We start from the raw sequence: 22,581 nt of genomic DNA, 5'->3' as shown, positions 1-22,581 counted from the left end.
ACCGGCGCCGGGACAGCCGGTGTCGGCACAGGCACCGGCGCGGCCGGGGCAGGCGCGGTTTCAGGCACCACCGGGGCCGGCGGCGTCGCCGGCGGCAACATCGGCACCGGCGAGGTGGTCACCGGCGGCGGCAGGATCACCGGCAGCGGCGCGTTGGCCGGCGTGGTCAGCACCTCGAGCAGGGCCGCGGTTTCCGCGTCCGGATTGCCGGCGAAGTCCGCCGGGCGGTATTTCATCTGGAAGGCCTGCAGCACGGTGCGGGTCTGCTGGTCGAGCATCCCGGTCTGCTGGATCGCGAAGCCGTGGGTGGCCAGCTTGCGCTGGAACCAGAACACGTCCGGCAGGGTCGCGTCGAAGATCGGGCGCACCAGGGCGACGCGGTTCGCGTCCGGCCACAGCACCAGGCCTTCCTGGGCCAGGCGCGCCCACGGGAACAGCGGACCCGGGTCCTGCTTGCGCTGCGGCGCGATGTCGCTGTGGCCGAGCACGTTCTCGGGCGCGATGCCGTGGCGCTGCACGATGTCCTTCAGCAGCGGGATCAGGACATCCATCTGGGACTGCGGGAAGGGGTAGAACAGGCGGCCGCCGTCGGGCGTGGCGGTCCAGCCGGGATTCACGATCTCGATGCCGATCGAGCTGTTGTTCAGCTGCGTGTAGTTCTTCCAGCTCGAGTTGCCGGCATGGTAGGCGGAGCGGTTCTCGTCGACCAGGCGGTAGATGATCGGCTGGGCATGGTTGGTGACCAGGTAGTGGGAGCTCACCTGCTGCTCGGTCAGGATCTTGATCGAGGTCGGGTTGTCGGACACCGTGTAGTGCAGCACCAGGAAGCGCGCGCGGCTCGACTGGCCCTTGGCGGTGTAGGTGGTATCGATCTTCGGGCCGCTTGGCGCGACCGGCGCGGTGGTACAGCCGGCCAGCACGGAAAGAATGATCGGAACGGCGAGAAGGTTCAGGTGTTTCATCGGCGTGGAATCCTGGTGGTGTGCATCTAGTGGGATGGCCCAGCGGCCAGGCGTGCGGCCGCGTAATGGGCGCGCATGCCGGTCTGGCTCAGTATGGTATCGGGCGGCAGCGCCGCGCGCATGGTTTCGACGATCGCCGGGTGCAGTTCGGCGGCGCGGCCGGCCAGGGCCACCGGGCGCGGGCCGAAACGGTTCACCAGCGCCTGCGCCAGCCGGGCCAGTTCGCGGCCCGCTTCGCGCAGGATGGCCGCGGCGGCCGGGTCGCGCTCGGCGGTGGCGGCGACCGCGATCGCCAGCTTGCCGACCTCGCCGCGCTCGCGGCCATAGATGAACTGGCGCGAGAACGACCAGTCCGAGCCGCCCACGTGCTGGAACACGGCGTGCGCCATCGGCGAGGATTCCCAGGCGCCGGGACGCTCGTCCTCGAGGCGCCAGATGTGGCGCAGCGCCTCGCGCGCGATCCAGAAGCCGCCGCCGCCGTCGTCCAGCACCACCCCGCGTCCGCCGGCGCGATGGAAGCCCCCGCCTGCATCGATGAAGGCGCCGATCGAGCCGGTGCCGGAATACACGAGGTAACCCTCTCCCGGCTTGAAGCTGGCGAGGTAGGCGATTTCGATGTCGTTGCTCAGCACCACGGCCCTCGGGTCCAGGCCGAGCAGCGCGCCCAGGCTTTGCTGCAGGGGCCCGCCGTCACCGCCGAAACCGGTCACGCCGGCACGCACCGCCACTGGACGGCCATGCGAGAGCACTGCCTGCGCGATCGCGCCGAAGGTCGCCTGCACGCTCTCGCGCCCTTCGAGGCTGCCCATCTGCAGGGCCGACAGGCCGCCGGCCGTACCTTCGGCGACGATGCGCCCGCCCGGCGCCGCGAGGGCCCAGCGGGTCTGGGTGCCGCCGGCGTCGATGCCGAGGCCGAGATTGTCTTGCAGTTCGTGAGGGTGCATGGCCTGCGAGTGTTCCATATTACGAGGGCTTGCGCCAGGCCTGCACGCGTGCGCCTTCCTTGCCGAGGCGGTTCACCGCGCTCACGAGCACCAGGTCGGCGGCGCCCAGCTTGGCGTCGTCCGGCACGGTCCAGTCGACGCGCGCGGCCGGCGCCACCGAGAAGCGCCACTCGCCGCCATGGCGGGCCCAGATCGCGTACAGCATGTTGGCGCTGCCGGCCTTGAGCCGCAATTGCACGCCATCCTTGCCGCGCTTGGCCGAAACCTGCGGGGTCCCGGGGGCTTCGCTGGCCAGCCAGGGCGTGGCCGGCACCAGCGCCTGGCCCTGGTAGGTGGTGGCGCGCAGCTGGTCGCTGATGCCCTTGCGGTTCTGGGTCAGGGCCGCCATGCTGAAGTGCACGTGGCCGGTCGACAGCGGACGCTGGCGGGTCAGCGCGATCTGGTCCAGGACCTCTTTCGGCTCGTAGGCCAGGGTCGGCGCCGCCGCACCGATGCGGCTGGTGAACAGGCCCGGCCACATGTGGCGGTTCTGCGGGTTCTGCGAGATCCAGTAGTCGAGCAGCACCGGGTAGGACTGGGCGGTCTGGGCGATCGGCCAGTACAGCTGGGGCACGAAATAGTCGAGCCAGCCCTTTTCCAGCCACAGCTCGGCATCCGCGTACAGCTTGTCGTACTGCGAGAAGCCGGAAATGCCCGGCGGGCGGCGGTCCGGACGTCCCATGCCGAAGGGGCTGATGCCAAAGCGCACCCAGCTCTTTTCCTTGTGGATGCCCTTGTACATGGCCTCGATCAGGCGGTTGACGTTGTCGCGGCGCCAGGACGGGCGATCGAGCTTGCCGCCGCCCGCGAGGTAGCGCTCCCAGGCCGGGCCGTCGGGGAAGTCGAGTTCCTTCGTCGCGGGCTTGCCGTTGCCGTCCAGCGCCTGGGCGTTGCCCGCCACTTCCGGCGCCGCGATCGGGTAGGGATAGAAGTAGTCGTCGATGTGCACGCCGTCGATGTCGTAGCGGCGCACCACGTCGAGGATCACGTCCATGGTCTGCTTCGAGGCCGCTTCTTCGCCCGGGTCCATCCACATGAACTTCCCGTAGCGCTTGACCGCGGACGGAATGGTGTTGGTGATGTGGTTCGGCGCCGCGGGCGAGCGTGCGTTGTCGTGGCGCGCGCGGTAGGGGTTGAACCAGGCGTGCAGCTCGAGGCCGCGCGCGTGCGCTTCCTTGATCCAGAACGCGAGCGGGTCGTACCACGGCATGGGCGGCTTGCCCTGGGCGCCGGTCAGGTATTCGGTCCAGGGCTCGATCTTCGACGGATAGATCGCATCGGCCGCCGGACGCACCTGCAGCACGATGGCGTTCAGGTTGAGCGCGACCGCGCGCTCCAGGATGGTAATCGCCTCGGCCTGCTGCTGCACGGCCGGCAAGCCTGGTTTGCTCGGCCAGTCGATGTTGGCCACGGTGGACACCCAGGCGGCGCGGAATTCGCGCGGGGCCGGCGGCGGAATGTCGGCGCCGCCCGCGCCGCCTTCGGGAACGGTCGGCTGCGTGGTGCAGGCGGTGAGGAAACCGCCCATGGTCAGCGCACCAGCCATGCCTGCCATGCCGGCCAGGGTGAACGCACGTTTTTTCAAATCGGGCTTCAAATCCGCTCCTTTGTTCTCTTCTCAAACTTTGACGAACCACCGCTTGCGCCACATGCCGTACGCGATCGCGAACATGCAGGCGTTGAAGAGGATGGCATATAACAACGAGGTGTTGGCGGCGCCCAGCGGCAGCGCCTTGATCGGCGCGTACAACATGCGGCCGAGCGAGAGCTGGCTGCCGTCGGGCTGCGCCAGCTTGATAAAACCGAGCATCTTGGCCACGAAACCCGAGAACGCGAAAATGAACAGCGCGTTCATGCCATAAATGATGAAGGGTTTGGCCCACGCGGCAGCGCGTTCGCGCACGATCGCATGGGGGTTGGCATCGAGCAGCCAGTAGAACATGCCGAAGGCAAGCAGCGCCCAGCCGCTCATCCACAGGCAATAGGATACCGTCCACAGGCTTTTGTTGATCGGCATGAGCACCGCATCCAGGCTCGAGCCCAGGCCCAGCAGGATCAGGCCGGCGAACAGCATCCACGCGGTCTGCTCGACGCGCGGCAGCCTGGCCGCCAGCACGCGGCCGGCGAGCACGCCGAACAGCTGGCTGCACAGGGCGGGGATGGTGCTGAGCAGTCCTTCCGGGTCCCAGGTCTTCGATTGCACCCACATGTGACCGTCCAGCACCATGCGGTCGACCCAGGCGCCGAAATCCTGGCCCGGCTCCAGCACGCCGGCGCCGATGCCCGGCACCGGCACCCACAGCATCAGCACCGTGTACAGCGCCAGCAGGCCGGCGATCACGGCCAGTTGCGCGCGCCAGCCGAGGTAGACCACGAGCGGCGCGGCCAGCAGCGTGCACAGGGCGATGCGCTGCAGGACGCCCGGGATGCGCACGGTCTCGAAATCGAAACGCGGAATCAGGTTGAGCAGGAAGCCGATCAGGAAGATCAGCGCGGCGCGCTTGGCCAGCTTGAGCAGCAGCTGCGGCTTGTCGGCGCCGTTTTCTGCGAGGCGTCCGAGCGACAGCGTCATGGCGACGCCGCCGATGAACAGGAAGAAGGGGAAGATGCAGTCGGTGAAGGTCCAGCCGTGCCACTTGGCGTGGGCCAGCTGCGCATGCAGGTTGCCCCAGTCGCCCGGATTATTCACGAGCACCATGGCGGCGATGGTGAAGCCACGGAAGGCGTCGAGCGAGGTCAGGCGCACGGGTGCGTCGCGCATTGCTGCGTTGTCTCCTTGTTGTTGTTCGTTATACGGGGCCGGCAGCCCCGTGATTTACTTCTTGCCGAACTCGGGGTCGATCTTCACGAGCGCCGCCATGATGAAGGCGGGGATCGTCGACAGGCAGGCCCAGATGAAGAAGTGCTTGTAGCCGAGGTATTCCTGCAGGTCGCCGCTCCACATGCCCGGCACCATCATGCCCAGGGCCATGAAGCCGGTGCAGATCGCGTAGTGGGCGGTCTTGTGCTCGCCTTCGCAGACCATGATCATGTACAGCATCATCGCGGTGAAGCCGAAGCCGTAGCCGAACTGCTCGATCGCCAGCGCGGTGCAGACCACGGCGAAGCTGGTCGGCTGGGTCTGCGACAGGTAGACGAACACCAGGTCCGGCAGGTGGATCGCGAACACCATCACCCACAGGCAGCGTTTCAGGCCCAGGCGCGAGATCAGGTAGCCGCCAGCCAGGCCGCCCAGCGTGAGGAAGGCGATGCCGATGGTGCCGTAGGCGATGCCGTACTGCTCGGTGGTGAGGCCCAGGCCGCCCGCGGCCAGCGGGTCCTTCAGGAAGGGCGCCACCAGCTTCAGGAGCTGGGCTTCGCCCAGGCGGAAGGTCAGGATGAAGCCGAGGATCAGCCAGATGTCGCGCTTGCGGAAGAACAGGGCGAAGGTGGTGAAGAAGTCGCGCAGCGGGTTGCTGGAGCGCGCCACCTTGCGGTCGCTGTCCGGCTTCGGCAGGATGAAGCCGTGCCACAGGAAGGCCCCGAAAAAGAAGGCGGCGAGCACGAAGAACACGATGGCCCAGGCCTGGTTGACGCTGCCCAAGCGGGTGGCCAGGTAGCCGGCCAGCACCACCAGCGGCCCCTGCACCGACAGTGTTGCCAGGCGGTAGAAGGTGGAACGCACGCCGACGAAGGCCGCCTGCTGCTGCTGGCGCAGGCCGAGCATGTAGAAGCCGTCGGCCGAGATGTCATGGGTGGCGGAACTGAAGGCCATCAACCACATCACGGCGAGGCTGGCGATGAAGAAGTTCGGCAGCTGCAGCGACAGGCCCACCGCCACCAGCGAAGCGGCCACGCCCAGCTGCAGCAGCACCGTCCAGCGGCGCTTGGTGCCGAACATGTCGACGATCGGCGACCACAGGGGCTTGATCACCCAGGGCAGGTACAGCAGGCTGGTATAGAAGGCGATGTCGGAGTTCGACACGCCCATGTCCTTGTACATGATGACGGACAGGCTCATCACCACCACATAGGGGATGGCCTGCGAGAAGTACAGGGACGGGATCCAGGACCACGGATTGGGCTGCGACGGGCTGGCGGTGGACGAAGGTTTGTCGAGCGAAGTCTGCATAGGTCTTTCGTGGTCGGCAGGAGCGGCGCACAGGGGTGTGCGCCGGCCAGATTACGCGATGGCTTCGCGCACGCTGCCGTGCGCCGCCTCCAGGAGGGCTTGCGCCTGCTCGACACTGGTTTGTTTGATCAGGGCCACCACCGCGGTCTTGACGTGGTAGCCGCACTGCTCGAGCACCGCCTGCGCGGCGGCTTCGTCGGCGCCGGTGGCGAACACGGTCAGGCGGATGGCGCGTCGCACCAGCTTGGCGTTGGTAGCCTTCAAGTCTACCATCAGGTTGCCATACACCTTGTGTAAACGGACCATCAGCGCGCTCGAGAAGGTGTTCAGCGCGATCTTCTGCGAGGTGCCGGCCTTCAGGCGGGTGGAACCGGAGATGACTTCCGGGCCGGTGTCGAGCGTGATGCCGATCTCGGCATCCTTGGCCACCGGCGCGTCAGGGTTGTTGGCGAAGCCGATGGTCAGGGCGCCGGCCGCGCGCGCGGCTTGCAATGCGCCCAGCACGTAGGGAGTAAAGCCCGACGCGGCGATCAGGAGCACGACGTCGTTGGCGTTGACATCGACCTGCTTCAGGTCGGCCGCGCCCTGCTCGAAGTCGTCCTCCGCGCCTTCGACCGCGACGAACATCGCTTGCTGGCCGCCGGCCAGCAGCGCCACCGCGCGCTCGTGCGGCCAGGAGAAGGTCGGGTACAGCTCGACGCTGTCGAGCACGCCGAGGCGGCCGGAAGTGCCGGCGCCGACGTAGATCAGGCGCCCGCCCGCTTCCACGCGCGGCAGCGCGGCGGTGACGGCGGCGGCAATGCGCGGCGCGGCGGCGCGCACGGCGTTGACCGCATTGAGCTGGTCGTCGACCAGGACGTTGACCAGCTCCACGGTCGGGTACTGGTCGAGGGAAGCGTGGTCCTGGGCCGGGGTTTCGGTTTTCAGCATGCCGTGTCTTCTTGGTGCAAAGTAGTCGATGAAACCAGTGTAATACCAATTACGGCGGGTGGCTTATGAAAGCTGCGCCTTTCATCATGCCGAAAAGTTATGCTGGGCGCCTGAGCTCCGCGACGAAATCGTAGTGATCACTTAGACAATACGAGTGCGTCAGCTCCACCGGCTCGCCCGATTCCAGATAGCCGACGCGGGTGATGAACAGGACCGCGCGGCCTTCCGGTACGTCCAGGCGCGCCGCCAGCTCGGCGGACGCGTTCATCGCGCGCAGGTGCTGCAGCGCGCGCACCGGCATGTGCCCGGTCTTGGCCAGGTGGGCATACAGCGAGCCGCCGACGTTCTCGGGACGCGGCAGCACGGTGGCCGGGATCACGCTGACTTCATACGCCATCACCACCTCGTCGGCCAGGCGCAGGCGCTCGAGGCGCGCCACCCGCGTGCCCGGGGACAAACCCAGCGACAGCTGCTCGTCGGCGTCGGCCAGCACGACCTCGCGGCGCAGCCAGTGGCTGCTGGGCGTATAGCCGCGCTGCTGGAGCTGCTCGGAAAAGCTCGACAGGTCCGACAAGGGCTGCTCGATGCGCGGCGCGATGTAGTTGCCGGAGCCGCGCCGGCGCACCACCAGGCCCTGGTCGACCAGCTGGTCGATCGCCTTGCGCGCGGTAACGCGCGAGACGTCGAGCTGCTCGGACAGCGTGCGTTCGGAAGGCAGGGCCTGGTCGGCCTGGTAGCGGCCGTCGCGCACGTCTTGCGCGAGCTTGCGCGCCAGCTGCATGTACAGCGGCGAGTTGTCGGTCAGGTCGACCTGGAAGGCGGGGGTGCTAGTCGTCATCGGCGGCATGCTCAGGGGGTTGAACAAAGTGTAATGGCAACACCTGTTCCCGGCACAATGCGATCCATGAAAAAGCTTTGTATATGCATGCACTTCTCTCATAGGCATACCACTTGAGACCAATATAAAACGGTTATGCCAAGGCCACGGCTATTCATTTGGCAATCCTTCCTGTCACTCCGTATGCTCAACCAAAGGTTCACATATTTCACAAATAACAAAAGACGAAGGAGACCGGGATGAACGAGCGCAGGCGCAGCTTGCTGGGCATGGCCCTGCTGGGCGCGGTCGAGCCGCTGTTCGCGGCGCCGGCTTCTCCTGCGGCCACGCCGCTCCTGACCGCCGCGGCGCGCCAGGCGCTCGACGCCGAACTGGCGGCCATCGTCGACGATCCGGCGATGCAGCTGGCCAGCCTGTCGGTCGTCGCCATCCGCGCCGGCCAGCCGGTGTATGAACAGGCTTTCGGGCGCCGCTATATCGGTAACGGCGCACTGCCCGACAAGCCGGCCACGCCCGCCACCCTGTACCGCATCGCCTCGATCTCCAAGATGATGACCACCCTGGGCCTGATGCGACTTAGCGAAGCGGGCCGCATCGACCTCGAGGCCGACGTGTCGGGCTACCTGGGCTTCAGCCTGCGCAACCCGCATTTCCCCCAGCGCGTCATCACGCTGCGCAGCCTGCTCACCCACACCTCCTCGCTGCGCGACGAAGGCGGCTATTCCTGGCCGTTCGCCACTGCCCTGAAGGACGTGCTGGTGCCGGGCGCTCCCCTGTACGGCGAAGGAAAGATGTGGTCCACCCACGCCGGCCCGGGCGAGTACTTCACCTACTGCAACCTCGGCTGGGGCGTGATCGGCACCGCGATGGAACGCGTGACGGGCGAGCGCTTCGACCTCCTGATGCAGCGCCTGCTGCTGCAGCCGCTCGGCATTGTGGCGGGCTACAACCCGTCGGCGCTGCCGCCAGCGGCGCTCGAGAACCTGGCGACGCTGTACCGCAAGCGCACGGTCGACACCGAAGTCTGGAACGCGAACGGCCCCTGGATTGCCCAGGTCGACGATTATTCGGCCAAGCCCCCGGTTCCTCCCGCCGGCATCGCCGGCTACGTCCCCGGCGCCAACGCCACACCCTTCAGCCCGACCGGCGGCCTGCGCATCTCGGCGCGCGACATGGGCGTGGTCATGCGGATGCTGATGAACGGCGGCGTGCATGGCAACACGCGGCTGTTCCAGCGCGCCACGCTCGAGCGCATGTTCGCGCGCCACTGGACCATCGACGACAAGGGCGGCAACGGCGATTCGCTGAACGGTTTCTTCCCTGCCTGGGGCCTGGGCAACGCCCATTTCCCGGACCGACCCGGCACCGGACTGGTCGAAGGCGGCGGCTTCGATGCGGTCGGCCACTCGGGCGACGCATATGGCCTGATTTCGGTCTTCGCAGCCGACCTGGCGCGCGGCAATGGCCTGGTCATGCTGGCAGGAGGCTGTTCGGCCGATCCGGAACTGCAGAAAGGACGCTATTCGGCGCGGGCCCGCTTCGAGGAGCGCATCCTCAGCGCGCTGCACCGCCGCGCCATCGTCGGCCAACAGGCGGCAACATGATATCAACGCATCCCTATATAAGCCGGTTATGGCGCTCGACGCGACTTTCATTGGCCGCTGCGCCGGCCAGCGCATAAGCTCCACACCCACGCTAAAAAGAAGAGTTTAGAATGCAGCAAATCATCGTCATCGGCGGCGGCGTGGTCGGTTTGACCTCGGCCTGGTGGCTGGCGGAAGCCGGCTACCGCGTCAGCCTCCTCGAACGCGCACCAGGCGTCGGCAGCGGCTCCAGCTACGGCAATGGCGGCCAGCTCAGCTACCGCTACGTGTCGCCGCTGGCCGACGAGGGCGTGCCGCTGAAGGCCCTGCAGTGGATGTTCCAGGACACCGGGCCGCTGCACTTCCGACCCGAGGCCGACCTGCGCCAGTACCGCTGGCTGGCCAGCTTCCTCGCGCACTGCCGCGCCGACGTCAATCGCAAGACCACGGCCAAGCTCCTGGAACTGGGCGAGCTCTCGCGCCAGGGCATGAAGCAGCTCGAAGTCACCGTGCCGCTCGATGAATTCGATTGGCGCGACGCCGGTAAGCTGGTGGTCTACCGCTCGCGCGAGGTGTTCGAGAAGGCAGCCGGCAAGCCGGGCGCCGGCGAGATCTGGTCCGCCAGCGAGTGCGCCGCGCGCGAACCGGCCCTGGCGGCGGCCGAGCCGCTGCTGGCCGGCGGCATCTACAACAGCGGCGAAGCGGTGGCCGACTGCCATGCCTTCTGCCTGGCGCTGGCCGCGCGCCTGCGCGAGCATCCGCATTTCGACGGCTTCATCCACGCCGAGGCGCGCCGCCTGGTGGCAAGCAAAGGCCGCATCACCGGCATCGAGACGGACCAGGGCATGCTCCAGGCCGACAGCTACGTGCTGGCGGCCGGCATCCAGAGCCGCACCCTCTCGGACACGGTCGGGATCTCGCTGCCGCTCTACCCGCTCAAGGGCTACAGCCTGACGGCGCCGATCCGCGCCGACGACGTGGCGCCGGAAATCAGCGTCACCGACTTCGAGCGCAAGGTGCTGTACGCCCGCATCGGCGACAAGCTGCGCGTGGCAGCCATGGTCGACATGGTGGGCGAAGACCTGAGCCACAATCCCAAGCGCGTCGAGGGCCTGACGCGCCAGGTGAAGGAAACCATGCCGCGCGCGGCGGACTATTCGCAGCTCTCGGTCTGGGCCGGCCTGCGTCCCGCCACCCCGAGCAGCGCCCCGATCATCGGCGCCACCCCCTACGGCAATTTGTGGCTGAACGTGGGCCATGGCCCGCTGGGCTTTACTTTCGCCTGCGGCAGCGCCAGCCTGCTGGCCGGCGCGATAAAAGGCGAGGCGCCGCCCTTCTCCCTGGATGGGCTGACCCTGCGCGGCTGACCCGCCACGCATACCGATCGGCCGTCTCCACCGTCGAAATGGCGGATAATGACGGCCATGTCCAAAACGACCACTCCTGGAGCCTGCCCCTGCGGCGGGCCGTCCCTTGGCGCCTGCTGCGGCCCGTTCATTGCCGGCGAAGCCCTGCCGCCCACGGCCGAGGCCCTGATGCGCTCGCGCTATACCGCGTATACCCTGAAGAACGAGCCCTATCTGCTTGCTACCTGGCATCCTACGACCCGTCCTGCAGAACCCATCATCGATGACAAGGAACCAATCCGATGGCTGGGGCTTGAGGTAAAATCTGCTTTACGTTTACGTCAACGTAAAGTAAATTCACCGGACGATCCAGACAGCGATACCGTGGAATTCGTCGCCCGCTTCAAGGTAGGCGGACGCGCGCACCGGCTCCATGAAGTGAGCCGTTTCCTGCGCGAACCTGACTCCGAAACCGGGGAGAAGCGCTGGTATTACCTGGACGGCAGTTTCCCAAAATAGAGACATAGAGGACGGCAATGCCCCAGATCGAGAGCAAACTGAACCCGCGCGGCGAGGACTTCAAGGCCAACGCCGCGGCCATGCAGGCCATCGTCGACGACTTGCGCGCGAAAGTGGCGCAGATGGCGCAAGGCGGCGGCGAAGCGGCGAGCGCCAAACACGTCGCGCGCGGCAAGCTGCTGCCGCGCGACCGCGTGCAGATGCTGCTGGATCCGGGCACGCCCTTCCTCGAGTTCTCCCAGCTGGCCGCCTACGAGATGTACGAGGGCGCGGCACCAAGCGCCGGCATCATCACCGGAATCGGCCGCGTCGCCGGCCAGGAAGTCGTGATCGTCTGTAACGACGCCACCGTCAAGGGCGGCACCTACTACCCGATGACGGTGAAAAAACACCTGCGCGCCCAGGAGATCGCCGAGCAGAACCACCTGCCCTGCATCTACCTGGTCGACTCGGGCGGCGCCAACCTGCCGAACCAGGATGACGTGTTCCCGGACCGCGATCACTTCGGCCGCATCTTCTACAACCAGGCGAATCTGTCGGCCAAGGGCATCCCGCAGATCGCCGTGGTGATGGGTTCCTGCACCGCCGGCGGCGCCTACGTGCCGGCCATGAGCGACGAATCGATCATCGTCAAGGAACAGGGCACCATCTTCCTGGGCGGCCCGCCGCTCGTGAAAGCGGCGACCGGCGAAGTCGTCACCGCCGAAGACCTGGGCGGCGGCGACGTCCACACCCGCCTGTCGGGCGTGGCCGACCACCTGGCCCAGAACGATCTGCACGCGCTGTCGCTGGCCCGCACCATCGTGTCGAACCTGAACCGCGTCAAGCCGGTGCAGGGCGCGCTGCGTGAAAGCGTGGAGCCGAAATATGCGCCGGAAGAGCTGTACGGCGTGATTCCCGTCGACACCCGCAAGCCCTTCGATGTGCGCGAAGTGATCGCGCGCGTGGTCGACGGCAGCGAATTCGACGAGTTCAAGGCGCGCTACGGCACCACGCTGGTGTGCGGCTTTGCCCACATCTACGGCATGAAGGTCGGCATCATCGCCAACAACGGCATCCTGTTCTCGGAGTCGGCACTCAAGGGCGCCCACTTCATCGAGCTGTGCTGCCAGCGCAAGATTCCGCTGGTGTTCCTGCAAAATATCACCGGCTTCATGGTCGGCCGCAAGTACGAAAACGAAGGCATCGCCCGCAACGGCGCCAAGATGGTTACGGCCGTCGCCACCGCCTCGGTGCCGAAGTTCACCGTCATCATCGGCGGGTCCTTCGGCGCCGGCAACTACGGCATGTGCGGCCGCGCTTTCTCGCCGCGCTTCCTGTGGATGTGGCCGAACGCGCGCATCTCGGTAATGGGCGGCGACCAGGCGGCATCCGTGCTGGCGACAGTCAAGCGCGACGGCATCGAAGGCAAGGGCGGCCAGTGGTCGAGCGAGGAAGAAGCGGCCTTCAAGCAGCCGATCAAGGAGCAGTACGAGCACCAGGGCCACCCCTACTACGCCTCGGCGCGCCTGTGGGACGACGGCGTCATCGATCCGGCCGACACCCGTACCGTGCTGGGCCTGGGCCTCTCGGCCGCGCTGAATGCGCCGATCGAGGAAACGAAATTCGGCGTGTTCCGGATGTAAAGGGAACTTGACATGACATACCAGACCCTCACCGTCTCCATCGACGACAAGGTGGCCGCCGTCACCCTCAACCGCCCGGACCTGCGCAACGCCTTCAACGAGCACGCCATCGCCGAACTGGCGCTGGCCTTCGATGAACTCGGTCGCAACGAGCAGGTGCGCGCCATCGTGCTGGCCGCGAACGGCCCGGCCTTCTGCGCCGGCGCCGACCTGAACTGGATGAAGAAGATGGCCGGCTACTCGCACAGCGAGAACCAGCAGGACGCCGCGCGCCTGGCCGACATGCTGCGCACCATCTACCTGTGCCCGAAACCGACCGTCGCCAAGGTGCAGGGCGACTGCTACGCCGGCGGCATGGGCCTGGTCGCGGCCTGCGACATCGTGGTCGCCAGCGAGGTGGCGCACTTCTGCCTGTCCGAAGTGAAGCTGGGCCTGATCCCGGCGACCATCTCGCCCTACGTCATCAAGGCCATGGGCGAACAGGCCTCGCGCCGCTACTTCCTCACCGCCGAGCGTTTCGATGCGCTCGAGGCCCGGCGCATCGGCTTCGCCCACGAAGTCGTGGCGCTTGACGCGCTGGACGCCACCGTGGCCGGCATCGTGAAGTGCCTGGTGTCGAACAGCCCGAACGCCGTGCGTGAAGCGAAGACGCTGGTGCGCGACGTCGTGGGCCAGCCGGTCGACGACGCACTGCTGGCGGACACCGCCAACCGTATCGCGGAAATCCGCGCGTCGCTCGAGGGCCGTGAAGGCGTGGCCTCCTTCCTCGAGAAGCGCAAGCCGACTTGGCTGAACTGAGTTTTACGTATCAAGTATTGGATCGATTGTGAAGCAGCAAACCTCTTCCGACTGGATCGCACGCAGCCTGCGCAGCGTGTGGCACCCCTGCACCCAGATGCAGCACCACGAAGAGGTGCCGCTGATCGCGGTCAGCCATGGCAAGGGTCCGTGGCTGTATGACCACGAAGGCCGGCGCTACCTGGACGGCATCAGTTCCTGGTGGGTCAACCTGTTCGGCCACGCCAACCCGCGCATCAATGCGGCGCTGAAGGACCAGCTGGACAAGCTGGAACACGCGATGCTGGCCGGTTTCACCCACGAGCCCGTGATCGAGCTGTCGGAAAAGCTGGCCGCCCTCACCGGCCACAACCTCGGCCACGCCTTCTATGCGTCCGACGGCGCTTCGGCGGTCGAGATCGCGATGAAGATGAGCTTCCACGCCTGGCGCAACGCCGGCCATTCCTCCAAGCAGGAATTCGTTTGCCTGCAGGGCAGCTACCACGGCGAGACCATCGGGGCGCTGGCCGTCACCGACGTGCCGCTGTTCAAGGATGCCTACGGCCCGCTGCTGCGCGCCTCGCACGTGGTGCCGGCGCCGGATGCGCGCAACGCGCTCGAAGGCGAGTCTGCGCAGGACGTGGCCAAACGCGCCATCGCTGACGTCCGCACCCTGTTCGAGGAACGTGGCGACAGGATCGCCGCCATCATCGTCGAGCCGCTGGTGCAGTGCGCGACCGGCATGGCGATGTATGACCCGCTCTACCTGGAACTGCTGCGCGAGCTGTGCGACCAGCACCACGTGCACCTGATCGCCGACGAAATCGCGGTCGGCTGCGGGCGCACCGGCACCTTCTTCGCCTGCGAACAGGCTGCCATCTGGCCGGACTTCCTGTGCCTGTCCAAGGGCATCAGCGGCGGCTACCTGCCGCTCTCGCTGGTGCTCACCAGCGACGCCATCTACCAGGCCTTCTACAGCGAAGACATCACGCGCGGCTTCCTGCATTCGCATTCCTACACCGGCAACCCGCTGGCCTGCCGCGCGGCCCTGGCCACGCTCGAGATCTTCGAGGACGACGACGTATTGAACCGCAACCGCGAGCTGGCCACGGAGCTGACCATCGCCCTGGCCCCGCTGGCCGAGCACGAGCGCGTGCGCCACTTCCGCCAGCGCGGCATGATCTTCGCCTTCGATGCGGTGGAGCCGGACCCGGCACGCGCCTCGACCTTCGCGCGCCGCTTCTTCAGCACGGCGGTGGAGAACGAACTGCTGCTGCGCCCGATCGGCCGCACGGTCTACCTGATGCCGCCCTACGTGCTGGACGACGAGGACGTCGCCGGCCTGGCCGCGCGCACGCAGAAGGTGTTTGAATCGGTGATCGCGGGTTGAATATGGATCTGATCGCAGGAATCGACCGCAAACTCGACGCGCTGGCAGCGCAAAGCCTGACGCGCCGCCGCCGCGTGACCGACGGCGCCAGCAGCCCGCGCCAGGTGGTCGACGGCCGCGAGATGCTGGCCTTCTGCAGCAACGACTACCTGGGCCTGGCGGCGCATCCGGCCATCGTCACGGCGCTGCGCGAAGGCGCAGACCGCTACGGCGCCGGTAGCGGCGCTTCGCACCTCGTCAGTGGCCACAGCCGCGCCCATGCACTGCTCGAGCAGCGCTTCGGCGAGTGGATGGCGCCTTACATCGACAATGCGCGTGCCCTCTACCTGTGCACCGGCTACATGGCCAACCTTGCGGTGCTGACCGCACTGGGGGCGGACGCCGATGCGCAGATCTTCTCGGAAGCGCTCAACCACGCCTCGCTGATCGACGGCGCCCGCCTGGCCAAGGCGAATGTCTCGGTCTATCCGCATGGCGATGTCGATAAACTGGAACAGCAGCTAGGCGCCAGCACGGCCGGCACCAGGATCGTCGTCACCGACAGCGTGTTCAGCATGGACGGCAACCTGGCGCCGCTGCCCCAGCTGCTGGCGCTGTGCGAACGCCACGGGGCCTGGCTGGTGGTGGACGATGCCCACGGCTTCGGCGTGCTGGGACAACATGGCCGCGGCGCGCTCGAACACTTCGCCTTGCGTTCCCCGAACCTGGTCTACATCGGCACGCTCGGCAAGGCCGCCGGCGTGGGTGGCGCCTTCGTTGCGGCGCACGCCAGCGTGATCGAGCTGCTGGTACAGCGCGCCCGCCCCTATATCTACACCACGGCCGCGCCGCCGGCGCTGGCGCATGCGCTGCAGGCCAGCCTTGATATCATCGGCGGCGACGAAGGCGTGCGGCGCCGCAGCCACCTGGCCGCGCTGGTGGCGCAGCTGCGCGATGCGCTGCGCCTGCAGCGCTGGCAGCTGGTGCCGTCCCATACCGCGATCCAGCCGATCATTATCGGCAGCAACAAAGACGCGCTGCGCGTGGCCGCCGGCCTGCACGAACAGGGCCTGTGGGTGCCGGCGATCCGTCCGCCGACCGTAGCGCCGGGCACGGCGCGCCTGCGCGTGACCTTGTCGGCCGCGCACAGCCACGAAGAAGTGGCAAGGCTGGCACGCGCACTGAACGAACTGGGAAGGGCCACCGCATGAAGAACCTGAACGAACCAGACCAGCCGGTCGCCTTGACGCCGGTGCTCACGGTGCCGGGCAGCGCCGGCGCCGCGGTCGCCACGGAAGCGCCAGCCGAGCCGCAGCCGGAAGCGCTGCCGCTGGACGCCGTGCCCTCGCGCTTCTGCTGCTTCGTCACCGGCACCGATACCGAGATCGGCAAGACCCTGGTCTCCGCCGCGATCCTGCACAAGCTGGCGTCGAGCGGGCGCCGCGCCTGCGGCATGAAGCCGGTCGCGGCCGGCGCCGAGATGCGTGACGGCGAACTGCACAACGAGGACGCCGACATGCTGCGCGCGGCCGGCAACGTGCACCTGCCAAGCAGCATCACCACGCCCTTCATGCTGAAGGAGCCGGCGGCGCCGCACATCGCCGCCGCGCTGGAAGGCGTCACCATCGAACCGGTGCCGATCCTGGCTGCCTACACCGAGATCCACGCGGCCTCGGACGCCGTCGTGGTCGAAGGCGTCGGCGGCTTCCGCGTGCCATTCAACGACGATTTCGACAGTGCCGACCTGGCCACGCAACTGAACCTGCCGGTGATCCTGGTGGTGGGCATGCGCCTGGGCTGCATCAGCCATGCGCTGCTGACCGTGGAGGCCATCGTATCCCGAGGCTTGGTGCTGGCCGGCTGGGTCGCCAACACGGTCGACCCGGACATGCGCTTCGAGCGCGAAAACATCGACGCGCTGGAACAACGCATTCCGGCGCCGCTGCTGGGCCACGTGCCCCGCCTGCAAGACCCGACGGCGCAAGCCGCCGCAGAATATATCGACCTCGCGGGACTGCCGGGCTGGCATTCCCCGCGCGTCCAGACTTAAGGAAAACCGAGATGTCCCAAACTAACACCGTCGCCCTCCACCGTCCTGTCGCCATCAAGCAGGCCGAGAACGCCACCTGGCCGCTGGCCGACGTGCTGGCCCTGTTCGAGCTGCCCTTCAATGAGCTGATGCACCGCGCCCAGACCGCGCACCGCGCCAACTTCCCGGAAGGCGACGTCGAACTGGCCACCCTGCTGTCGATCAAGACCGGCGGCTGCGAAGAAGACTGCGGCTACTGCCCGCAGGCCGCGCGCTACGACACCGGCGTGGAAGCCAAGAAGATCCTCGACCTCGACACCGTGCTGAGTGCTGCGCGCGAAGCCAAGGCCAACGGCGCGACCCGCTTCTGCATGGGCGCGGCATGGCGCAGCCCGAAGGAGCGCGACATGGAGAAGGTCGAAACCATGGTGCGCGAAGTGAAGGCGCTCGGCATGGAAACCTGCGCCACCCTCGGCATGCTCGAAGAGGGCCAGGCCGAACAGCTCAAGAAAGCGGGCCTGGACTACTACAACCACAACATCGACACTGCGCCGGATTTTTATAACAACGTGATCTCCACCCGCGAGTACCAGGACCGCCTGGACACGCTCGGCCGCGTGCGCAGCGCCGGCCTGAAGGTCTGCTGCGGCGGCATCGTGGGCATGGGCGAAACGCGCGAGCAGCGCGCCGGCCTGATCGCCCAGCTGGCCAACCTGAACCCCTATCCGGAGTCGGTGCCGGTCAACCACCTGGTGCAGGTCGAAGGTACCCCGCTGCACGGCGTCGAGAAGCTCGACCCGATCGAATTCGTGCGCACCATCGCGGTGGCGCGCATCACCATGCCGCAGGCGCGCGTGCGCCTGTCCGCCGGCCGCCGCGAGCTGGGCGAGGCGGTGCAGGCGATGTGCTTCATGGCCGGCGCCAACTCGATCTTCTACGGCGACAAGCTGCTCACCACCGGCAACCCGGAGGCGGACGACGACCGCGTGCTGCTCGAGAAGCTGGGTCTGAAGACGCGCGCCGCGACGCTGGATTCGGCGCCGAAGGCTGCCTGCGGCTGCTGATGCACCGCGGCCGGGGAGACACGGCCGCAACCAACCAATTCGAACAACCAGAAGCGAAAGACAAACGCATGTTCACCAAAATCCTCATCGCCAACCGTGGCGAAATCGCCTGCCGTGTCGCCGCCACCGCGCGCCGCATGGGTATCCGCACCGTCGCCGTCTACTCGGAAGCCGATGCGGGCTCGAAGCACGTGGCGGTCTGCGATGAGGCGGTCCTGATCGGCGCAGCAGCCGCCAAGGACAGCTACCTGCGCGGCCAGAAGATCATCGAGGTGGCCAAGGCCCTGGGGGCCCAGGCGATCCACCCGGGCTACGGCTTCCTGTCCGAGAACGCGGAGTTTGCCGAAGCCGTGCAGGCCGCCGGCCTGGTGTTCATCGGCCCGCCGGGTTCCTCGATGCGCGCGATGGGCTCGAAGTCGGCCGCCAAGCAGCTGATGGAGGGCGCCAACGTGCCCCTGGTGCCGGGCTACCACGGCGACAACCAGGATCCGGCTTTTCTGCGCGAGCAGGCCGACCGCATCGGCTACCCGGTGCTGCTCAAGGCCAGTGCCGGCGGCGGCGGCAAGGGCATGCGCGTGGTCGAGCGCTCGGAAGACTTCGAAGCCGCGCTGGCTTCGTGCAAGCGCGAAGCGATCAGCTCCTTCGGCGACGACAAGGTGCTGGTCGAGAAATACCTGATCCGCCCGCGCCACATCGAGATCCAGGTGTTCGCCGACACCCATGGCAACTGCGTCTACCTGCACGAGCGCGACTGCTCGGTGCAGCGCCGCCACCAGAAGGTGCTGGAAGAAGCGCCGGCCCCTGGCATGACCGGGGACCGCCGCGCCGCCATGGGCGAAGCGGCCGTGAATGCCGCGCGCGCGGTCGGCTACGTGGGCGCCGGCACGGTGGAATTCATCGCCAACCAGGACGGCTCCTTCTACTTCATGGAGATGAACACCCGCCTGCAGGTGGAGCACCCGGTCACCGAAATGATCACCGGCACCGACCTGGTCGAATGGCAGCTGCGCGTGGCCTTCGGCGAGCCGCTGCCGAAGAAGCAGCATGAACTGGCGATCCACGGCCATGCGATCGAGGCGCGCATCTACGCCGAGAATCCGGAAAAAGGCTTCCTGCCGTCGATCGGCACGCTGCGCCACATGGACACCCCGCAAGCGGTCGAATTCCAGCTGGGCGCCGACGGCACGAATCCGGCCGCAGTGCGCGTGGACTCGGGCGTGCGCGAAGGCGATGCGATTTCGCCCTTCTACGACCCGATGATTGCCAAGCTGATCGTCTGGGGCGCCGACCGCACCCAGGCCCTGGCGCGCCTGTCGCAGGCCCTTGCCGAATTCCAGATCGTCGGCCTGGCGACCAACATCGCCTTCCTGAAGCGCCTGGTCGAGGGCGAAGCCTTCTCGACGGCCGACCTGGACACCGGCCTGATCGACCGCCACGGCGAAACGCTGTTCCCGGCCCCTGGCGCCGCGCCGCTGGGCGCCCTGGCCCTGGCCGCGCTGGCGCTCAGCAGCGGCGAAACCGTGCGCGGCGCGGTCAACCCGGCCGATCCGTGGGCACAGGCACGCGGCTGGCGCATGAACAGCGCCTACCGCCGCGTGCTCTCCTTTGCCGATGAGTTCAGCGGCGACAAGGGCTGCCAGGTCGGTTTGACCTATGGCGCCCACGGCTGGGACATCGACGCGGGCGGCGAGCGCCAGCCCCTGGCGCTGGTGCGCCACGAAGGCGCCGAGCTGAGCATCCGCCTGGGCGAGACCTCGCTGCACGGCAGCGTGCGCCGCGACGGCGATCTGTTCCACGTGTTCACTGGCGGCCGTCATTACACCCTGTCGTACAATGACCCGATGGCGCATGCCGGCGAACACGAGGCTGCGGGCGGGCGCCTGACCGCGCCGATGCCGGGTAAAGTGGTGGCGGTGCTGGCCTCGTCCGGCAAGGAAGTGAAGAAGGGCGAGCCGCTGGTCATCATGGAAGCAATGAAAATGGAGCACACGATTTCCGCGCCGAGCGACGGCCTGGTGGAAGAAGTGCTGTACCAGGTCGGCGACCAGGTGGCGGATGGCGCGCCGCTGCTGGCTTTCAAGGCGGCGGCGTAATACCAATACAAGAATAAAGAAGGGGGGAGACCATGCGCATACTCCTGTTCCGTGGAGACGGCGTGATCGAGCCATGGGTGCGCGAATTCGCTGCCCTCATGCCGCAGGCGGAGACCGTCGCATGGAAAGAAGGCGCCGCCCTGCCGCCCTGCGACTACGCGGTGGTATGGAGCCCCACGCCGGCCCTGCTGGACCAGCTCGCGCACGTGCGCGCGATCTTCCTGATGGGCGCCGGCGTCGACGCCCTGCTCAAGCTGGGCGATGCGCTGCCGCCGGTGCCGATCGTGCGCCTGGGCGACGCCGGCATGGGCGTGCAGATGGCGGAATACGTGGCCCATGCGGTGTTGCGCTATTACCGCCACTTCGACGACTACGAACAGCAGGCGCGCCACGGCGTCTGGGACCCGCTGCCGCTCACGCCCAAGGAAGAGTTCGCGGTCGGGATCATGGGCCTGGGCAGGCTCGGCCTGCCGGTGGTCGAGGCGATGCGCCTGTTCGGCTTCCCGGTGCGCGGCTGGAGCCGCACGCCCAAGGACATTCCCGGCGTCGAATGCTTCTACGCTGAGGAAGGGCTGGAGCCTTTCCTGCGCGGGACCAAGGTGCTGGTGTGCATGCTGCCGCTCACGCCCGAGACGGCCAACCTGCTCGACCGCCACAACCTGGGCAAGCTGCAGCAGGGCGCCTATCTCATCAACGTCTCGCGCGGCGCCATCCTGGCCGAGCCCGACCTGATGACCCTGATCCGCTCCGGCCAGATCGCCGGCGCCACGCTGGATGTGTTCCGGCACGAGCCGCTGCCGGCGCCGCACCCGTTCTGGAACGAGCCGCGCATCAGCATCACCCCGCATATCTCGGCGCTTACCGTGCGCCATGACGCCGTGCGCCAGATCGCCGACAAGATCGCGAAGCTGGAGAGCGGCCAACCCGTCGACGACATCGTCGACCGCGATCTAGGATACTGAAAGATGAATGTGCAAATGCGCCAGCAAGCCAGCCTGCCGAAGAAGGTAAAAATTGTCGAAGTGGGGCCGCGCGACGGCCTGCAGAACGAGAAGGAAGCGCTGTCCGCCGAGGTGAAGATCGAGCTGGTGAACCGCCTGGCGCGCGCGGGCTTCCCCAACGTCGAGGCGGCTTCTTTTGTGTCGCCCAAGTGGGTGCCGCAGATGGCCACCAGTGCAGAAGTCATGGCCGGCATCGAGCGCCTGCCGGGCACGATCTACTCGGCGCTGACGCCGAACATGCAGGGTTTCGAAGCCGCACTGGCCGCGAAAGCGGATGAGGTGGTGATCTTCGGCTCGGCCTCGGAAGCCTTTTCGCAGAAGAACATCAACTGCTCGATCGCCGAGTCGATCGCACGCTTCGAGCCGGTGGCAAAAGCCGCCAAGGCCAACAATCTGCGCCTGCGCGCGTCGATCAGCACGGCCTTCGGCTGCCCCTACCAGGGCGAGGTGTCGCTCGAGGCCGTGGCCGACGTGGTGCGCCGCATGCGCGACCTCGGCGTGGATGAAATCGACATCGCCGACACCATCGGCGTGGCGACCGCGCGCAAGACCCAGGCCGTGATGCTGCGCGCGGCGCAGGAATTCCCCCTGGAGCGCCTGTCCGGCCACTTCCACGATACCTATGGACAGGCGCTGGCCAACATCTACGCGGCGCTGGAAGTCGGCGTGGCCATCTTCCACTCGTCGGTGTCGGGCCTGGGCGGTTGCCCGTATGCGAAGGGCGCGACCGGCAACGTCGCCACCGAGGACGTGGTCTACCTGATGAACGGGCTGGGGATCGAGACCGGGATCGACCTCGACCAGGTGGTGGATGCGGGGCAGTTCATCTCGCAGCAGCTGGGGCGCAAGGGCGCGAGCCGCGCCGGGAATGCCATTGCGGCGAAACGCGCCGGCTGAACACACCCGAATCGGCATAGGGGACGGCCCTGAGGGCCGCTCCCCTGCCACACCACCCGGCATGCGGGTCCGCACCGGGCGGTTCGAGTAGTCGTCGCCCTTTCAGGCATAAGGCGGGGCGTCCCCAGGTAAGGGCCACACTCCTTCATCACACAACCGCCACATTTACGCCACCTCTCCTTGACCACAAGAGCTTCGCGGTCATTGGCCCGCTCGCCCTGATCGGCAACGCCTTCTATGTGATTCGTGTTCCTCGGCTCGTGATTTACGATCCACGCTTCCTTCCCACGCTCGGTTACCCTCACGCGGTTGCGCTTCACTTCGCTCGCTGTGGTCAGCTCGCGGCGGGACTTGCACCCGCAGGAGTGCGCCCATGCTGGGCGCACCAACGAAAAAAGCCGACAGTTTTCACTGTCGGCTTTTTCTTGAAACTGGTCGGAGTACAAGGATTCGA

General features: G+C 67.2%; 19 protein-coding genes. 12 read left to right on the top strand and 7 right to left on the bottom strand.

What is annotated here, in order from left to right:
- From B2R83_RS10370 to B2R83_RS10340, 7 genes are all read right to left on the bottom strand, one after another.
- Positions 1–962 (bottom strand): N-acetylmuramoyl-L-alanine amidase (locus B2R83_RS10370; RefSeq protein ID WP_292040808.1); only part of this gene is annotated, 962 nt, incomplete at its 3' end.
- Between the two features lie 26 nt (positions 963–988).
- On the bottom strand, positions 989–1,906 hold the full coding sequence (locus tag B2R83_RS10365; RefSeq protein WP_292040807.1) for an N-acetylglucosamine kinase: 918 nt from the start codon (positions 1,904–1,906) through the stop codon (positions 989–991).
- A 19-nt stretch (positions 1,907–1,925) separates the two neighbouring features.
- Positions 1,926–3,500: a glycoside hydrolase family 10 protein gene (locus B2R83_RS10360; RefSeq protein ID WP_292040809.1), complete on the bottom strand. Its 1,575-nt coding sequence runs from the start codon at positions 3,498–3,500 to the stop codon at positions 1,926–1,928.
- A gap of 63 nt (positions 3,501–3,563) precedes the next feature.
- A complete protein-coding gene (locus B2R83_RS10355) occupies positions 3,564–4,706 on the bottom strand; it encodes an acyltransferase family protein (protein ID WP_292040806.1) in 1,143 nt (380 codons plus the stop codon).
- A gap of 54 nt (positions 4,707–4,760) precedes the next feature.
- A complete protein-coding gene (locus B2R83_RS10350; RefSeq protein WP_209589867.1) occupies positions 4,761–6,056 on the bottom strand; it encodes an MFS transporter in 1,296 nt (431 codons plus the stop codon).
- Between the two features lie 51 nt (positions 6,057–6,107).
- On the bottom strand, positions 6,108–6,986 hold the full coding sequence (gene murQ, locus B2R83_RS10345; RefSeq protein WP_292040803.1) for an N-acetylmuramic acid 6-phosphate etherase: 879 nt from the start codon (positions 6,984–6,986) through the stop codon (positions 6,108–6,110).
- Between the two features lie 97 nt (positions 6,987–7,083).
- Positions 7,084–7,824, bottom strand: coding sequence for a GntR family transcriptional regulator (locus B2R83_RS10340; RefSeq protein ID WP_036209828.1), 741 nt, complete (start codon positions 7,822–7,824; stop codon positions 7,084–7,086).
- Between the two features lie 239 nt (positions 7,825–8,063).
- Between B2R83_RS10340 and B2R83_RS10335 the strand changes: the two genes are divergently transcribed.
- The 12 genes from B2R83_RS10335 (at position 8,064) to B2R83_RS10280 (ending at position 22,127) form a co-directional block, all read left to right on the top strand.
- A complete protein-coding gene (locus B2R83_RS10335; protein ID WP_292040797.1) occupies positions 8,064–9,428 on the top strand; it encodes a serine hydrolase domain-containing protein in 1,365 nt (454 codons plus the stop codon).
- 110 nt (positions 9,429–9,538) lie between these two features.
- Positions 9,539–10,774 (top strand): D-amino acid dehydrogenase, encoded by a 1,236-nt coding sequence (locus B2R83_RS10330; protein ID WP_292040794.1) that lies wholly within the window; start codon positions 9,539–9,541, stop codon positions 10,772–10,774.
- Between the two features lie 57 nt (positions 10,775–10,831).
- Positions 10,832–11,272, top strand: a complete 441-nt coding sequence (locus B2R83_RS10325; RefSeq protein WP_209589864.1) for a YchJ family protein — start codon at positions 10,832–10,834, stop codon at positions 11,270–11,272.
- 17 nt (positions 11,273–11,289) lie between these two features.
- On the top strand, positions 11,290–12,897 hold the full coding sequence (locus B2R83_RS10320; protein WP_292040790.1) for a carboxyl transferase domain-containing protein: 1,608 nt from the start codon (positions 11,290–11,292) through the stop codon (positions 12,895–12,897).
- Between the two features lie 12 nt (positions 12,898–12,909).
- A complete protein-coding gene (locus B2R83_RS10315; protein ID WP_292040786.1) occupies positions 12,910–13,695 on the top strand; it encodes an enoyl-CoA hydratase/isomerase family protein in 786 nt (261 codons plus the stop codon).
- A gap of 28 nt (positions 13,696–13,723) precedes the next feature.
- Positions 13,724–15,064, top strand: a complete 1,341-nt coding sequence (bioA, locus tag B2R83_RS10310; protein ID WP_292040784.1) for an adenosylmethionine--8-amino-7-oxononanoate transaminase — start codon at positions 13,724–13,726, stop codon at positions 15,062–15,064.
- A 2-nt stretch (positions 15,065–15,066) separates the two neighbouring features.
- On the top strand, positions 15,067–16,254 hold the full coding sequence (bioF, locus tag B2R83_RS10305; protein WP_292040781.1) for an 8-amino-7-oxononanoate synthase: 1,188 nt from the start codon (positions 15,067–15,069) through the stop codon (positions 16,252–16,254).
- Positions 16,251–17,093 (top strand): dethiobiotin synthase, encoded by an 843-nt coding sequence (gene bioD, locus B2R83_RS10300; protein ID WP_027866396.1) that lies wholly within the window; start codon positions 16,251–16,253, stop codon positions 17,091–17,093. Before bioF ends, bioD begins: the two co-directional genes overlap by 4 nt.
- Positions 17,094–17,104: 11 nt before the next feature.
- On the top strand, positions 17,105–18,136 hold the full coding sequence (gene bioB / locus B2R83_RS10295) for a biotin synthase BioB (protein ID WP_292040775.1): 1,032 nt from the start codon (positions 17,105–17,107) through the stop codon (positions 18,134–18,136).
- 68 nt (positions 18,137–18,204) lie between these two features.
- Positions 18,205–20,229, top strand: coding sequence for an acetyl/propionyl/methylcrotonyl-CoA carboxylase subunit alpha (locus B2R83_RS10290; RefSeq protein WP_292040774.1), 2,025 nt, complete (start codon positions 18,205–18,207; stop codon positions 20,227–20,229).
- Positions 20,230–20,261: 32 nt separating this feature from the next.
- Complete coding sequence (locus B2R83_RS10285; protein WP_292040772.1) at positions 20,262–21,191, top strand: 2-hydroxyacid dehydrogenase; 930 nt, start codon at positions 20,262–20,264, stop codon at positions 21,189–21,191.
- Between the two features lie 15 nt (positions 21,192–21,206).
- Positions 21,207–22,127, top strand: coding sequence for a hydroxymethylglutaryl-CoA lyase (locus B2R83_RS10280; RefSeq protein ID WP_414674391.1), 921 nt, complete (start codon positions 21,207–21,209; stop codon positions 22,125–22,127).
- Positions 22,128–22,581 lie beyond the last annotated feature (454 nt).

It is taken from the genome of Massilia sp. UBA6681 (assembly GCF_002454935.1).
GTDB lineage: Bacteria > Pseudomonadota > Gammaproteobacteria > Burkholderiales > Burkholderiaceae_D > Telluria > Telluria varians.
This window is presented reverse-complemented; position numbering and strand designations above follow the sequence as displayed.

Coding starts and splice junctions, on each gene's coding strand:
- B2R83_RS10365 (WP_292040807.1), bottom strand. CDS start 1,906: ATGCACCCTCACGAACTGCAAGACAATCTCGGCCTCGGCATCGACGCC.
- B2R83_RS10360 (WP_292040809.1), bottom strand. CDS start 3,500: ATGGCAGGCATGGCTGGTGCGCTGACCATGGGCGGTTTCCTCACCGCC.
- B2R83_RS10355 (WP_292040806.1), bottom strand. CDS start 4,706: ATGCGCGACGCACCCGTGCGCCTGACCTCGCTCGACGCCTTCCGTGGC.
- B2R83_RS10350 (WP_209589867.1), bottom strand. CDS start 6,056: ATGCAGACTTCGCTCGACAAACCTTCGTCCACCGCCAGCCCGTCGCAG.
- murQ (WP_292040803.1), bottom strand. CDS start 6,986: ATGCTGAAAACCGAAACCCCGGCCCAGGACCACGCTTCCCTCGACCAG.
- B2R83_RS10340 (WP_036209828.1), bottom strand. CDS start 7,824: ATGACGACTAGCACCCCCGCCTTCCAGGTCGACCTGACCGACAACTCG.
- B2R83_RS10335 (WP_292040797.1), top strand. CDS start 8,064: ATGAACGAGCGCAGGCGCAGCTTGCTGGGCATGGCCCTGCTGGGCGCG.
- B2R83_RS10330 (WP_292040794.1), top strand. CDS start 9,539: ATGCAGCAAATCATCGTCATCGGCGGCGGCGTGGTCGGTTTGACCTCG.
- B2R83_RS10325 (WP_209589864.1), top strand. CDS start 10,832: ATGTCCAAAACGACCACTCCTGGAGCCTGCCCCTGCGGCGGGCCGTCC.
- B2R83_RS10320 (WP_292040790.1), top strand. CDS start 11,290: ATGCCCCAGATCGAGAGCAAACTGAACCCGCGCGGCGAGGACTTCAAG.
- B2R83_RS10315 (WP_292040786.1), top strand. CDS start 12,910: ATGACATACCAGACCCTCACCGTCTCCATCGACGACAAGGTGGCCGCC.
- bioF (WP_292040781.1), top strand. CDS start 15,067: ATGGATCTGATCGCAGGAATCGACCGCAAACTCGACGCGCTGGCAGCG.
- bioD (WP_027866396.1), top strand. CDS start 16,251: ATGAAGAACCTGAACGAACCAGACCAGCCGGTCGCCTTGACGCCGGTG.
- bioB (WP_292040775.1), top strand. CDS start 17,105: ATGTCCCAAACTAACACCGTCGCCCTCCACCGTCCTGTCGCCATCAAG.
- B2R83_RS10290 (WP_292040774.1), top strand. CDS start 18,205: ATGTTCACCAAAATCCTCATCGCCAACCGTGGCGAAATCGCCTGCCGT.
- B2R83_RS10285 (WP_292040772.1), top strand. CDS start 20,262: ATGCGCATACTCCTGTTCCGTGGAGACGGCGTGATCGAGCCATGGGTG.
- B2R83_RS10280 (WP_414674391.1), top strand. CDS start 21,207: ATGCGCCAGCAAGCCAGCCTGCCGAAGAAGGTAAAAATTGTCGAAGTG.